The organism is Alsobacter soli (assembly GCF_003004785.1).
Lineage (GTDB): Bacteria > Pseudomonadota > Alphaproteobacteria > Rhizobiales > Beijerinckiaceae > Alsobacter > Alsobacter soli.
In genome coordinates this window covers 189436-203421 of record NZ_PVZS01000010.1, presented here as the reverse complement: position 1 = coordinate 203421, position 13986 = coordinate 189436, and the positions used below count along the sequence as shown (strand labels likewise).

Sequence of the window (13986 nt, the reverse complement as noted above, 5' to 3'; positions counted from 1 at the left end):
TTCAAATCCTGCCCCCGCAACCAAATCTAGCACGCTCTCCTGCCGACGGCCGGGGAGCGTTTTCCATTAGGGGGCCAGGCGCCGCCGGCGCGCATACGGTCGCAGCCCACAGTTGGGACCCCCCTTGGAGGCCTGCGGTTTTCTCATCAGACCGCGCGGATTCCGCAGCCCAAGACGTCCTGTCTTCTCGCTCATAACTAGGGGAGACTGTCGCGATTCTCGGGCGAGTTAGAGTTCGGACGGGACAGAACCATCTGGCCGTGCGAAAACTTGCCGAAGCAGGATGAGCAACGGCATGACCCGCAGCACGGCGCCTCGCGCCGGAAACAAACTGCCTTGGCGATGCGGGACAGCGTACCGCGCTGGAGCCATTCCGAGCACGAGGAGCGTGCAAGAACGCGAAGCATGGGGGCATGCAAGCCCGAGCGATGCGAGGAGACGGCTCGATGACGATTGAAGCCGGCGCGTCGGGCACGCCTGCATTTCTCGCCGGAGGCGGGCGGATGGGCGCCCTCATGCGGGCCCATGACTGGTCGGGCTCCCCCCTCGGGCCGCCCAAGGCCTGGCCGCAATCGTTGCGCTCCGTTGTCGGGCTGCTCCTCGGCTCCAAGTTTCCGATGTTCGTCGCCTGGGGGCCGGAACTGGGGTTCCTCTACAACGACCCCTACGCCGAGATCCTTGGCGCCAAGCACCCCGCGGCGCTGGGCCGGCGCTTCTACGACATCTGGTCCGAGATCTGGCCTGACATCTCGCCGCTGATCGACGCCGCCATCGCCGGCGAGGGGAGCTACCGCGAGAACCTCCCCCTGCTGATGAACCGGAAGGGCTTCGACGAGCAGACCTGGTTCACCTTCTCCTATTCCCCGGTCCGCGACGAAAGCGGCCGGGTCGCCGGCATGTTCTGCGCCTGCACCGAGACCACGGGGCAGGTGCTGGGGGACAGGCGGCGCGCGTTTCTGCTGGAGCTCGAGGAAAGGCTGCGCGACGGGACGCAGCCGCGCGCCGCCATGGACGCCGCCGTCGAAGCGCTCGGCCGCCATCTCGGCGCCTCGCGCGTGGGCTACAGCGAGGTCCAGGCCGACGGCGAAACCATCGTCTGCGCCACCTGCTATGCGGAGGGCGTCGAGCCGCTTCTCGGCGCCTTCCGCCTCGACGCATTTGGACCCGCGAGCATCGCGCGGCAGTTCGGCGGCTCCACGGAAGCCGTTGCTGACGTGCAGGCGGACCCGGCCCAGGTCCAGGCGACATGGGCGGCGATCGAGACGCGCGCCTTCGTGTCTGTCCCTCTGGTGCGCGAGGGGCGCCTTCAGGCCTCGCTCTATGTCAATCGACGCGAACCGCACGTCTGGACGGCGGATGAGGTTTCGCTCATCGAGGAAGTCGCCGCTCGCACCTGGGCGGCCGTCGAGCGCGCGCGGGCGGAGGCGAGGCTGCGCGAAAGCGAGGCGCGGTTCCGGCTCATGGCGGACGCGGTGCCGCAGATCGTGTGGATCACGGACGCGGAGGGGCGGGCCGAGTTCTTCAACAAGCAATGGTCGGACTACACGGGCGCGTCCTTCGTCCCGGGAACTGCCGGCGAGCTGGTCGCCAGCCACGTGCACCCGGACGATGGGGCCGCGACGCTGGCCGCATTCGACCAGGCCCGGCGGACGGAGACGACCTTCCTGGTCGAGCACCGGATGCGTTCGAGGGCGGGCGACTACCGCTGGTTCCTCGTCCGCGCCGAACCCCACCGAGATCCGGCGACCGGCGGCGTCGCGCGCTGGTTCGGCGCCTCGGTCGATATCCACGACCGCAAGCTCGCGGAACAGGCTTTGCTGGCGCTCAACGCAGACCTCGAACGCGAGGTCGTTGAGCGCACGCGCGAGCGCGGGCTCATCTGGCGGCACAGCCTCGATCTCCTGTCGGTTATCGACATGGGCTCCGCGACGTTCGATGCGGTCAATCCTGCCTGGACCGGGGCGCTCGGCTGGGCGACGGAGGAGATCCAGGGCAGACGCTATACGGATTTCGTCCATCCGGACGATATTGGCGCGAGCGCCGCGGCCTTCGAGCGGCTGGAAAGGGGCGACCCTGTCCTGCATTTCGAGAACCGGTATCGCACGGTGGACGGGGGCTGGCGGTGGCTGTCGTGGGTGGCCGTGCCCGAAAGCGGCAAGCTCTACTCCGTGACTCGCGACGTCACCGTGGAAAGGGAGCGCCAGGCCGAACTCGAGGCTGCGGAAGCAGCGCGTCGCGAGGCGGACGCGCTCTACCGCGCCTATTTCGAAAATACGCCGGAGGCGCTGTTCGTCATCGGCGTTGGGGCGGACGGAAGCTTCGTGGTGGAAGAACTCAACCCCGCGCACGAAGCGGGCCTGGGCCTCAGGCTTGATAAGGTGCGCGGCAGGCGTGTTGAAGACATCCTGCCCCCCGACGTCGCCCGGAGAGTGCTGGCCACCTACCGCCGCGTCGTCGAGACAGGGGAAATCCACCAGTACCGCGAGGTATTCGACCTTTCCGGCGACCCGCAGCACTGGGACACCTCGATCGTTCCAATGCGCGATCCCGAGGGCAGGATCGTGCGGCTGGTCGGTTCGGGCCGCAACGTGACGCGTCAGGTCATCGCCGAAGAGGCCTTGCGCCAGAGCCAGAAGATGGAGGCGATGGGCCAGCTCACGGGTGGCGTCGCCCACGACTTCAACAACCTGCTCACGCCGATTGTCGGCGCCCTCGACATGCTGCAGCGCAAGGGCTTGGGAGGCGAGCGGGAGCAGCGCCTGATCGCGGGCGCGGCCCAGTCGGCCGACCGCGCGAAGACTCTCGTCCAGAGATTGCTCGCCTTCGCCCGTCGGCAGCCGCTCCAGGCTGTCCCCGTCGATGTGGCCAAGCTGGTGAAAGGAATGGGCGACCTCGTCGCAAGCATGACCGGGCCCCAGATCAGGGTGGTCGTGGAAGCGCCCGAGGACTTGCCGGCCGCCCTGGCCGACCCCAACCAGATCGAGATGGCGCTCCTGAACCTGAGCGTGAACGCACGGGACGCCATGCCCGAGGGTGGAACGCTCCGAATCTCGGCGACGGCTGAGCGTGTGGGACCCGGCCATCGCTCGAAGCTTCGCACCGGCGCCTATATCTGCCTGTCCGTGGCGGATACCGGCTCGGGCATGGACGAGGCGACGCTGGCCCGCGCGGTCGAGCCGTTCTTCTCAACCAAAGGAATCGGCAAGGGTACTGGCCTCGGGCTCTCCATGGTTCATGGGCTTGCTTCTCAGCTTGGCGGCGCCCTCACGATCCAGAGCCGTCCCGCGTTCGGGACCAATGTCGAGCTCTGGCTTCCCCAAAGCGCGGCGCACCCGGACGCGGAAGAGCGCCTGCCCGAAACGACCCCGGCCCCCGACAGGGTCGGGACGGCGCTGCTCGTCGACGACGAAGACCTCGTGCGCATGAGCACGACCGAGATGCTGATGGACCTGGGCTACGCGGTGATCGAGGCGGCCTCTGCGGAAGAGGCCCTGCGACTCCTCGAGCGCGGCGAACAATTCGACCTCCTCGTCACCGATCACCTCATGCCGGGCATGAACGGCACTGATCTCGCCCGCGTCGTCCAGTCGGCGCGACCGAACGTGTCGGTGCTCCTCGTGTCCGGCTACGCCGAGCGCGAAGGCATCGATCCCGACCTGCCGAGGCTCACGAAGCCGTTCCGGAAGGACGAGCTCGCAGCAGGCCTGGCGCAATTGGCGCCGCCGAACTGAGCCTGACGACTCTGCCGGACGACGAGACGCACATCCGGACCGCTCACTGACGGGTTCGCGTGTCTTCGCTAACCCTGGCGATTGAGACGCCCGTAAGCGCGCCGCGCGGTCGAGAAAGTGGGCGCATATTCCCCGACGCCTGCAGACCCGTTTCAGAGAGGCCGCGCGGGAGAGCACGAGAGCCAGAGAGCCGCCGGACGACGGGCGCGCATTTGCCGGCCGAATTCTGCCTCATGGGGCGCTTGCCGAGACAACCCACCCTCCACTGTCATGCTGGTGGAGGGAGAATCGCCCAACGCAGCCGGGAGAACTGGGCTTCCGAGCTGCTCTGGCTTGCCGGACTGCTTCACAAGCGGGAGAATTTTGCTAAGTGACGTGGGTTGCGACAATGCGTGTCTCCTTCAGCCGCCTCGTCGCCTTCGAAGCCCAATTGGGCCAACTTAATAAGCGGGGCGCTCGAGCGCCTTCGGGAGGAAAGACGATGAAGTCCCTTGCAGGCGCCCTGGTGATCTCGGCTGCGCTGGCGGTCCCGGCCTATGCGCAGACGATCAAGCTGATCGACGTGGCCGAGCTTTCTGGCTCCGGCGCCACCGTCGGCACCAACTTCAAGAACGGGGCCGACCTCGCGGTCGCCGAGATCAACGCCAAGGGCGGCATCCTCGGCCACAAGATCGAAATCACCCACATGGACACCCAGAGCAACCCTGGCGTCGCGCGGGCTCTGGTCCAGAAGGCTCTCGACGAGAATCCCTACGCCCTGCTCGGGCCGGGCTACTCCGGCTCCGTGAAGGTCACGGCGCCTTTGGTGGCGCAGGCGGGCATCGCGCAGGTCATGGGCGGCGAAGCCGCCGAGCTGACACAGATGGGAATCCCCACGCTGTTCCGGACCAGCTTCGGCCAGCAGTCGTCCATGCCAAAGATCGCCAAGTACATGGCCGAGGACCTCAAGGCGAAGAACGTCGCCCTGCTCTGGGTCAACAATGATTTCGGCAAGGGCGGCCGGGACATGGTCTCCAAGGAGCTCCAGGCCCGGGGCGTGAAGATCGTGGCCGACCTGTCCACGGAAGCCGGCCAGGCCGATTTCGCGGCCGATGTGGTCAAGGTGAAGAACGCCAATCCGGACGCCGTCTTCGTCTACCTTAACGAGGAAGAGAGCGCCCGCGCCCTCAAGGAGCTCCGCCGCCAGAACGTCAATGTGCCGCTCGTGGGCGAGACCACGCTGCTGGGCCAGAAGGTGATCGAACTCGCCGGCGAAGCGGCCAACGGCGCCCGCGGCCATGTCGGCTTGACCGTCGACGCGCCGATCCCCGCGCTCCAGGAATACGGCAAGAAGTTCCAGGCCAAGTACAACTACATTCCGGACCACAACGGCATCAAAGGCTATCTCGGCGTCTATATGATCAAGGCCGCCACGGAGAAGATGGGCAAGCTTGACCCGAAGGGCCTGCCGGATGCGCTGCACGGGCTTACCATCAAGACGTCGGCCGAGCCCGGCATCCTTCTGGACCTCACCATCGACAAGAACGGCGACCTGGACCGCGAGAGCTTCATGGGCGAGGTCGTGAACGGCAAGCAGGTCATCAAGACGGTTCTGCCGAAGCTGAACCCTTGACGCCTGGCGGACCCGGCTCGTCCGGGTCCGCTCGTTCACCCGGCCCCTGAGCCGAGACGTCGCCAAGCGCCGCAGCGGATCCGCCCAAGGGACACGAGCATGTCCAACATCGTCAATCTCCTGCTGGCGGGCCTCGCCACCGGCGCGATCTACGCGCTGGTGGCCATCGGCTTCACCCTGCTCTGGCAGACGTCGCAAACCATCAACTTCGCCCAGGGCGAGTTCGTGATGCTGCCAGCTTTCTTCGTGCTGGCCGCCTTGAACCTGAAGGCCCCCTTGTGGCTCGCCCTGCTCATCGGGCTCGGCGCCTCGCTGCTGGTGCTTGGAGCCATGTTCAAGCTGATCATCGTGGATCCGATGCTCAGGCATGGCGTGCTGCCGCTCGCGATCTGCACGATGGCGCTGTCGATCTTCCTCAAGGAAGGCGTGAAGGAAAGCTACAGCGCCGAGGCGTCGCCTTTCCCCTCGCTCTTCCCATCCGGCAATGTGTCGGTGCTGGGCGCGCAGATCTCCATCCAGAGCATCTCCATCTTCGTGTTCGCCCTGGCGGCGGTCTACCTTCTCCAGGCCTTCCTGATGCGGACGTCCACGGGCCGGCAAATGCAGGCGACCGCGCAGAACCCGTCCGTCGCCAAGCTGCTCGGCATCCCGGTCGAGCGGATGATCCTGTACACGTTTCTGATCAACGCCGCTCTCGTGGCGCTCGCCTCGTTCCTGGTCAGCCCGGTCTATCTCGCCAAGTTCTCGGCCGGCGAGACCCTCGGGCTCTCGGCCTTCATCGCCGCCATCGTGGGTGGCTTCAACCAGATCCGTGGCGCGATCGCAGGCGGGTTGCTGCTGGGCGTCGTGGACAATTTCGCGGCCGCTTACGTTTCCACGCAATATCGCGGAGCGGTGCCGCTCTTCCTGCTGATCGCAGTCATCCTGTTCAGGCCGCAGGGCCTGTTTGGCCGCGCCGAGGAGCGCACCGTGTGATGGGCGCAAAACCCGCTCTCCTGCGCGCAGGCCTGCTGCTTCTCGGGCTCGGCCTGCTGATCGCCGTGCCGATCGGGCTGAACAGATATGGCGTCTACATCATGAGCCTGTGGGCGGTGATGGCGATCGCCGCCATGGGGCTGAACCTCACACTGGGCTACGCCGGACAGGTCTCGCTCGCCCAGGGCGCTTTCGTCGGGATCGGCGCCTACGCCGTGGCGATCCTGATGACCCACGGCATGCCCTTCATCGTCCCCCTGCTCGTAGCCGTCGCGCTCAGCTTTGCGATTGGCTGGGCGCTGGGCTATCCGGCGCTGCGCGTCCAGCACCATTACCTCGCCTTCGTGACGCTGGCCTTCTCGACCCTGGTCTACCTCATTTTCCGCAATGAGGAGTGGCTGACCAAGGGCATCTACGGGATCATGGGCTTCCAGCGGCCGACCGTGTTCGGCCTGTCCACCCGCACCCCGCTCGCCTTCTATTATTTCTGCCTCGCCATGCTGGCCTTGGCCACGGCCGTCATGGCCTGGATCGTGCGCTCCCCCTGGGGACGCGCCTTCGTGGCCCTGCGCGAGAACCCGATCCGGGCGCTTTCGCTGGGAGTCGACACGCGCCGGTACACCCTGATGGCCTTCGCCATAGGGTCCGCCATGGGCGGATTCGCGGGCGCGCTCTATGCGCCGCTGGTGGAATTCGTCGATCCCACGCCGTTCACGCTCGCGCTGTCGCTGAACATTCTCATGATGGTGATCGTGGGCGGTTCGGGGTTCTTCTTTGGTCCGTTCCTGGGCGCCGCCATCGCGGTGCTGCTGCCCGAGTGGCTACGCTTCGCCCAAGGCTGGTACCTGGTGATCTACGCCGCGTTCGTCATGGCTCTTCTCGTCTATACGCCGACCGGCCTGCTGGGCGTCGCCGACCGGATCATGGCCAACCGGCGCACGCGCAGGGCCAGCGCAGCCCGCGCGGCGGCGGCAGCCGCCTTGGACGCACCCGGACTCAACCCGGAGAAGCCCTGATGGCCAAGACCATTCTGGAGGTCCGGGACGTCAAGAAGACGTTCGGGGGCATCACGGCCGTGAACGGCGTGAGCTTCGACGTGCGCGAAGGCGAGATCCTCGGGATCATCGGTCCGAACGGGTGCGGGAAGTCGACCCTGTTCAACTGCATCCTCGGCCAACTCCAGCCCACCGACGGCAGGGTCGTGCTGGACGGCGAGGACGTCACCGGCCTGCGCCCGTCCGAGATGAACCGGCGGGGCGTGAGCCGGACGTTCCAGTTGCTGCAGGTGTTCCCGCAACTGTCCGTGCGCGAGAACCTCATCCTGGCTGGCCAGGAGCACAGGGGCACGATGCTGTCCCGCCTCTTCGGCCTGCGCGACGTCGGGCTTGCTCCCGACGCGGACAGGATGATCGCCTTTTTCCGCCTGCAGCATCTGGCTGACGAGAAGGCCGGCGGCCTGAGCTACGGCCAGCAAAAGCTGCTGGACGCCGCCATGGCCTTCATGGCCGGGCCCCGGATGGTGCTGCTCGACGAGCCGGCTGGCGGCGTGAACCTCACCATGCTGGGACACCTTGAGGAGCGGCTGCGCGCCATCAACGCCGAGCAGGGCGCCACCTTCGTGGTGATCGAACACAACATGGACTTCGTCATGCGCCTGTGCACGCGCGTGGTGGTCCTGGCCGAGGGGCGGAAGATCGCGGAAGGCACGCCGACCGAGGTCCGCGCCAACCCCGCCGTCATCGAAGCCTATCTGGGGCATTGAGGAGCGAGCCATGAACGAGCCCATGCTCCGCGTGAAGGACGTCATCGCCGGCTATGGGGAGATGACGATCCTGAACGGGACGACGTTCGACGTACGCCCAGGCACCATCACGACCGTGATCGGCCCCAACGGGGCGGGCAAGTCCACCGTGTTCAAGACGATCTTCGGAATGCTCAAGGCCCGGAGTGGATCGATCCGGTTCAAGGATGGGGACATCACCAACGCCACGCCGAAACGCCTCCTGTCCCTCGGCCTGTGCTACGTGCCGCAGGGGCGCAACATCTTCCCGGAGCTGAGCGTGCGTCACAACCTCGAGCTCGGCGGCGTCGCGGCCGGCAAGGAGGTGGACGTCCCAGGGCGCGTCGAGGCCCTGATGGATCGCTTCCCCATGCTCCGCAAGAAGGCGGATCGCCAGGCCTCGACCCTCTCGGGCGGCGAGCAGAAGCTGCTGGAGATCGCCCGTTCGCTGTTGCTCGACCCTCAGCTGATGCTGATAGACGAGCCGTCCATCGGCTTGTCCCCCATGATGGTCCAGGAGGTCTTCGACATCCTGAAGGACCTGCGGTCAAAGGGGGTGTCGGTGCTGATGATCGAGCAGAACGCCCGATCCGCCCTGGAAATTTCCGATGACGGTCTGGTGCTCGAGCTGGGGCGGACCCGAATGCAGGACGCCGCTTCCAAGCTCCTCGCCGACCCGCGGGTCGGCCAATTGTTCCTCGGCGGCGTCGTGGGGGACACCGCGGCGTAAAGCCGCATTGCACGAGGCTCTATCTCGGAAATTCAGAGCAGGCCCTCCTTACGGGCGATCTTCCCCCACATCATTGCACGAATATAGACTTACCATCTACGGACTAACCTCGTAGAACTCCGCGGAGAGCGGGAGGTCCTGTCGTGCAGGGATCGCGGGTGCTGATCGTCGAAGACGAGATGCTTGTCGCCATGATGCTGGAAGACATGGTCGCAGACATGGGCCTCGTCGTCGCCGGGGTGGCCAATCGCCTGGCCGAGGGGCTTTCCTATGCGCGCAGCCTCGACCTGGACGCAGCCGTGCTCGACGTGAACCTCGACGGCGAGCTCTCTTTCCCCATCGCGCGGGTCCTCAAGGAGCGCAGCGTGCCCTTCTTCTTCGCCACAGGCTATGGCGCGAAGGGACTGGACGAGGAATTCCACTCCACGCTGGTGGTCGAAAAGCCGTTCAACGCGTCCGACCTGTCGCGCGCCTTCTCCGCCATTCTCCAGTAAACGGCGCGACCTGAACCCAAGCGGCTGTGCCTCCGTTGTCTGCCGGAACAGAACGGAGAATCCCCATGCCGACCGACCTTCCCCAGGAACGCGCCATCCGAAAGCCGGGCTCGCTCGAGCTTGACCCCTCAGGCGGCGAGGGCGTCGCCATCGACGAGACCCGCAAGCTCATCGCCTCCAACAAGGTCGAAGGGACGACCGTCTACGACGGCGCCGGCGACGAGATCGGCACGGTGCACAACTTCATGGTCGACAAGGTGTCGGGCCAGGTCGCCTATGTGGTGTTGTCCTTCGGCGGCTTCCTGGGCGTGGGCGAGAGCTATCACCCCCTGCCCTGGCGGGCGCTGCGCTACGACCGCCAACTCGGCGGCTACGTGGTCGACGTGGACAGGACGCGGCTCGAAAGCGCGCCGCGCTACGGCGCCGATGAGGACCCGTTCGTCGACGACGAGTACGGGGCCAAGGTCGACGCTTATTACCGGACCGCGCCGACCTCCTAAGGCAGGGAAGGCTCCGCCCCGGGCAAGCCCGGACTTGCGATCCCGGGCGCGAGCCTCTATCGGCATAGCGGACGGCGTGAGGCCGTCGCCGGCCCTGCTCATGAAGGATTGCGACGCATGAAAGCCCGCGTGACCGTCACCCTGAAGACCGGCGTCCTGGACCCCCAGGGCAAGGCCATCGAGGGCGCGCTGAAGTCGCTCGGCATCGACGGCGTGGACAGCGTCCGGCAGGGCAAGGTGTTCGACATCGAACTCGCGGGCGCGGACAAGGCCGCGGCCGAGGCGACTCTGCAGGCTGCCTGCGAGAAGCTGCTGGCCAACACGGTCATCGAGAATTACCGCGTCGAGATCACGGGGTGAACCGATGAAGTCCGCCGTCGTCGTCTTCCCCGGCTCCAACCGCGACGGGGACATCATTCGCGCCATCCGCGCCGGCACGGGCCATGAACCCGTCAAGGTGTGGCACGCCGATACCGAACTGCCGGCCGGGACCGACCTGGTTGTCCTCCCGGGTGGCTTCAGCTACGGCGACTACCTGCGCTGCGGCGCCATCGCCGGCCGCGCCAACATCATGGACGCGGTGCGGGCCCATGCGGCGCGCGGCGGACTGGTGCTGGGCGTCTGCAACGGCTTCCAGATCCTGGTCGAGTCCGGCCTGCTGCCCGGCGTGCTGATGCGCAATTCGCAGCTCAAGTTCGTCTGCAAGATGCAGCACCTGCGGGTGGAGCGGGCCGACACGCCCTTCACCAACCGCTATACGACCGGTCAGGTGATCGAGGTCGCCATCGCGCACGGCGAAGGCAACTACATCGCCGACGAGGAGACGGTTCACCAGCTCGAGGCCGAGGGCCGCGTCGCCTTCCGGTATTGCGACGCCGACGGCCAGATCGGCAGCCGCACCAACCCGAACGGCTCCTTCAACGACATCGCCGGCATCTATTCGTCGGGCTTCAACGTGCTCGGCATGATGCCGCATCCCGAGAACCTGATCGACCCGCTGGTGGGCGGGACGGACGGGCTGGCGCTGTTTCAGAGCCTGGTCTCGGGCAAGCCTCTGGCCGCCTGAGGCCGTCAGGGCTTGCGATAGCGGAAGACGAGGCCGTCCCACAGCCGGAACGGCCTGGACGGCGGGACCTCCTGCTGAAGGCCGGCCTCCGTCGCCCAACGCGCGAGATCCGCGGCGTCCAGGGCGTCGTCGCCTCGATAGCTGACATTGGCGATCACAAGTCGGCCGCCCATCCGCAGAACCCGGGCGGCCTCTGCGACGTGCCGTGCCGCCGTGTTCCCGCCCGCCTGCACCAGATACGGAAACACGTCCACGGCCAGGACGAGATCGAAGCGCCCGTCGACGAGACCCGCGAGATCGTGCCCCGATGTTTGCAGGAACGTGACGCGGTCCAGGTCGGCGCATCTCCTGCGCGCCTCCTCCACCATGCCGGCCGAAACATCCGCTCCCGTCACCTCGGCGCCGCCTTCTGCGAGCACCCGGCTGAGACGGCCGATCCCACAGCCGAGGTCGAGCACGGACGAGCCTGGCCCGGCGCACGCCCAGTCCTGCAACGCATCCACGATCTCCCGGCTGGCTCTGTCCAGCAGTCCAGGGTCGCCAAGGGCGTAGAGCGCGACGCCGGCTTCCGGCTTCTCCCGCGCGAGCGCGTCGAAGATCCCCGACCACTGTCGGATCGAATCCTCAGGCGACGCCGGAGCTGCGTCATGCTGAGCCTTTGCGAGCACCCCGCGCACAGTGGCCCAGGCGTCCGGGCGACCAGCCCAGCATTCCGCGACTTCTCTCAACGTGGAGGAGGCGTCGTCCACGCAGGCGCGGTTCAGGGCCGCTCGGGCCTCCGCTTCGCTGGAAGCCGCCATGAGCAGGTGCATGAGGCCGAGATGAGGCGGGCAGCCCGGCGCCGCCGCGCGCTCGAGGGCGGCTTGGAGCGGCGACCGCTCAGCCATGGCCGGAGGGCGCAAGCAGCCGCCAGCCGTTGTGCCGATCCTGCGCGCCCCACTCGTACTTGTAGGCTTCGGCCCCGCGCAGGAAGGAAAACTCCACCGAGCCCCGGCGCGCGGCGTCGCCGATCGCCTGCCCGAGCAGGATGGCCCCGGGGCTTTCCCGAGCGAATTCGGGATCGAACCCGCCGATATACGCATAGGACCGGGAGGCGTCCTTGAGCCCGTAATAGCAGCCCGCCACGACGCCCCCGATCCTCAGCACGAGCGCCTCGGCCAGACCGGCGCCAAGCAGGCCGGAGGCCGCCGCCCGATGGAACTGCTGCACCCGATCATCATCCAGCACGCCTGCTTCTCCCCGGTCTCGCCACCGCGCGCCGTGAAGCCGCGAGAGCAGGCACAGGAAAGTATGGCTCTGCTCGGGCCCGCATCGCTCGACATGCACTTCGCCCCGCCGCTCCGCCCGGTGACGAGCCATGCGCACCTTGCGTCGTCGCGCGGCCGGTATGCAGACCGGCAATCCTCCGCCGTCCTCTGGGCCGGGCGACAGCGCCAGCACCGGACAGGGCTCGCCTTCTCCGCGCTGCTCGAACCAGCCCGCCGGAAGGGGCAGGCGCCAGCCTGATGTCCCTGGCGCGAGGTCGACGAACTGCAGCGGCAGGCCGAGGCGAGCCACAGCTTCGGCCATCGCCCCGGCCGCAGCCTGAGCGCAGGACGGGTCCAGCAGCACGTCCACATGATCGCTGAGCGAGATCCCGACCGGCAGCAGCCTGCGGCCGTGGGGGCCGTCTTCCACATAGAGCGGCCCGAGCCCGACTAGCGCGGGGCCATTCCAGACTGCGAACGCAGCAAGGGCTCCGGGATGGAACACGTCCCACCAGGGCAGCAGCCATTCAGGCGCCTGGAAGGGCGTGGCTCCAGCCCTGGCCCACAAGTCCCGCCATGCCGGAGCCAGGCCCGCTAGGGCGGCCTTGTCCCGGATTGTTTCGACCTGCAGTTCGCTCATGCCGCGCCCTCGTGCAGCACCCCGGCCGCAAGCCGGTCGTAAAGGGCGAGGTATTGGGCGGTCATGCGCTCCAGCGAGAAGCGCTCCCGGGCTTCGGCCCGGCAACGCTCGGGATCGATCCGACCGAGCTGCCGGAGGGCCGCAGCCATGCCCTGGACATCGTCCACGAGCACGCCGGTCACGCCGTCCCGGACCGTCTCGGGCAGGGCGCCGCGCCGGAACGCGACCACGGGCGTTCCGCACGCGATGGCTTCCCGGGCGACCAGCGAACTGGTCTCGTCCGCCAACGCGGGCGCGAGCAGCGCGCGGGCGGCCGTCAGAAGTCGTCGCTTCCGCGCGAACCCGACCGGGCCGATGAAGCGGCGGCGGCGGTCGAGCCGCGGCGCGACCTCCTCGCGGAAATAGGCTTCGTGCTCGGGGTATGGATAAAGCTCGCCGGCGATGAGCAGGTCGCAATCCGCGGCTTTCGCAGCTTCTATGCCGAGGTGGACCCCCTTTTCCGGGCAGATGCGGGCGATCATCAGGGCGAACGCCCGCTTGGAGTGGCGAGCGGCCTGCAGTCTTTCGACCGGAACGCCGTTGTCGATGGGTTCCAGCAGGTTCGAGGCGGCGGGGCACGTCGCCGCCTGCGTGGCCGACACCGGGTTGAGCCAGAGAGAGGGCCGGCCCGGGCCGAAGACGGCTGGCGGATACCAGTTCGCCGGGAGGTGAAGGGTCGCGAGCATCGGGACGTCGTCGCAGTCCGGCAGGTATTCGAAGAAGTCCACGCCGTGGAAATGCACGGCGTCCACCCGGTTCCGGCGCAGCACGGCCATGATGGCTTCGCGGACGAGCCGCCGCGCCGCGGCGCGGCTCTCCACGGTCAGCGCTCCGTCAAGTCGAGGCGCGGGAACAAGCTCCCCAGCCACGTGCGATCCGGCCTGCGCGATCACGATCGAGCGTCGGCCGGAGGCCACGACGGCCTGCTCCACCGCAGAAAGGATCTGCTCCGCCCCGCCGGATGCATCCGGCCCCACTGGTGCGAAAGGATAGGCTACGCTGAGAACAGTGCGAGCCATGCCTCAGCCTCTTCCACCCCTGTCAAACTGGGCAGGCTGCGCAAGAGGCCTCGAGAAAGCTCCAGGAAAAGGGTGGCCGCCGTCGCGAGGAACGAAGCGACGGGCCAATCCAGCGGCGCAGCCCGATCCACTCTCCCGGATGGTTTCGCCCGT

General features: G+C 67.4%; 13 protein-coding genes. 10 read left to right on the top strand and 3 right to left on the bottom strand.

The features are described from left to right. Positions 1 to 446 precede the first annotated feature (446 nt). The 10 genes from SLNSH_RS11470 to purQ all read left to right on the top strand — a co-directional run bounded on the left by SLNSH_RS11470 (position 447) and on the right by purQ (position 10888). The gene (locus SLNSH_RS11470) at positions 447 to 3731 is read left to right on the top strand and encodes a PAS domain-containing protein (RefSeq protein ID WP_106337124.1); all 3285 of its coding nucleotides are present in this window, start codon (positions 447 to 449) and stop codon (positions 3729 to 3731) included. A gap of 481 nt (positions 3732 to 4212) precedes the next feature. Next, complete coding sequence (locus SLNSH_RS11465; protein WP_106337123.1) at positions 4213 to 5343, top strand: ABC transporter substrate-binding protein; 1131 nt, start codon at positions 4213 to 4215, stop codon at positions 5341 to 5343. Positions 5344 to 5442: 99 nt separating this feature from the next. Continuing rightward, on the top strand, positions 5443 to 6318 hold the full coding sequence (locus SLNSH_RS11460) for a branched-chain amino acid ABC transporter permease (RefSeq protein ID WP_106337122.1): 876 nt from the start codon (positions 5443 to 5445) through the stop codon (positions 6316 to 6318). Next, positions 6318 to 7334, top strand: coding sequence for a branched-chain amino acid ABC transporter permease (locus tag SLNSH_RS11455; RefSeq protein WP_106337121.1), 1017 nt, complete (start codon positions 6318 to 6320; stop codon positions 7332 to 7334). Before SLNSH_RS11460 ends, SLNSH_RS11455 begins: the two co-directional genes overlap by 1 nt. Continuing rightward, positions 7334 to 8080, top strand: coding sequence for an ABC transporter ATP-binding protein (locus SLNSH_RS11450; RefSeq protein WP_106337120.1), 747 nt, complete (start codon positions 7334 to 7336; stop codon positions 8078 to 8080). The genes SLNSH_RS11455 and SLNSH_RS11450 overlap by 1 nt, the downstream gene beginning before the upstream one ends. A gap of 10 nt (positions 8081 to 8090) precedes the next feature. Further along, a complete protein-coding gene (locus SLNSH_RS11445; protein ID WP_106337119.1) occupies positions 8091 to 8828 on the top strand; it encodes an ABC transporter ATP-binding protein in 738 nt (245 codons plus the stop codon). Positions 8829 to 8971: 143 nt separating this feature from the next. Beyond that, positions 8972 to 9322 carry a response regulator gene (locus SLNSH_RS11440; protein ID WP_245422252.1) on the top strand — a complete coding sequence of 117 codons (351 nt, stop codon included), beginning with the start codon at positions 8972 to 8974 and terminating at the stop codon, positions 9320 to 9322. Between the two features lie 65 nt (positions 9323 to 9387). Next, positions 9388 to 9822, top strand: coding sequence for a PRC-barrel domain-containing protein (locus SLNSH_RS11435; RefSeq protein ID WP_106337118.1), 435 nt, complete (start codon positions 9388 to 9390; stop codon positions 9820 to 9822). Positions 9823 to 9939: 117 nt separating this feature from the next. Next, complete coding sequence (gene purS / locus SLNSH_RS11430) at positions 9940 to 10182, top strand: phosphoribosylformylglycinamidine synthase subunit PurS (RefSeq protein ID WP_106337117.1); 243 nt, start codon at positions 9940 to 9942, stop codon at positions 10180 to 10182. Between the two features lie 4 nt (positions 10183 to 10186). Next, a complete protein-coding gene (purQ, locus tag SLNSH_RS11425; RefSeq protein ID WP_106337116.1) occupies positions 10187 to 10888 on the top strand; it encodes a phosphoribosylformylglycinamidine synthase subunit PurQ in 702 nt (233 codons plus the stop codon). A 5-nt stretch (positions 10889 to 10893) separates the two neighbouring features. Here the strand turns inward: purQ and SLNSH_RS11420 are convergent, their stop codons facing one another. The 3 genes from SLNSH_RS11420 to SLNSH_RS25580 are packed head-to-tail and all read right to left on the bottom strand — an operon-like array spanning position 10894 to position 13833. Beyond that, on the bottom strand, positions 10894 to 11775 hold the full coding sequence (locus tag SLNSH_RS11420) for a class I SAM-dependent methyltransferase (protein ID WP_146140246.1): 882 nt from the start codon (positions 11773 to 11775) through the stop codon (positions 10894 to 10896). Next, the gene (locus tag SLNSH_RS11415) at positions 11768 to 12775 is read right to left on the bottom strand and encodes a GNAT family N-acetyltransferase (protein ID WP_106337114.1); all 1008 of its coding nucleotides are present in this window, start codon (positions 12773 to 12775) and stop codon (positions 11768 to 11770) included. Before SLNSH_RS11415 ends, SLNSH_RS11420 begins: the two co-directional genes overlap by 8 nt. After that, complete coding sequence (locus tag SLNSH_RS25580; protein ID WP_106337113.1) at positions 12772 to 13833, bottom strand: glycosyltransferase; 1062 nt, start codon at positions 13831 to 13833, stop codon at positions 12772 to 12774. The genes SLNSH_RS11415 and SLNSH_RS25580 overlap by 4 nt, the downstream gene beginning before the upstream one ends. Positions 13834 to 13986: the final 153 nt, after the last annotated feature.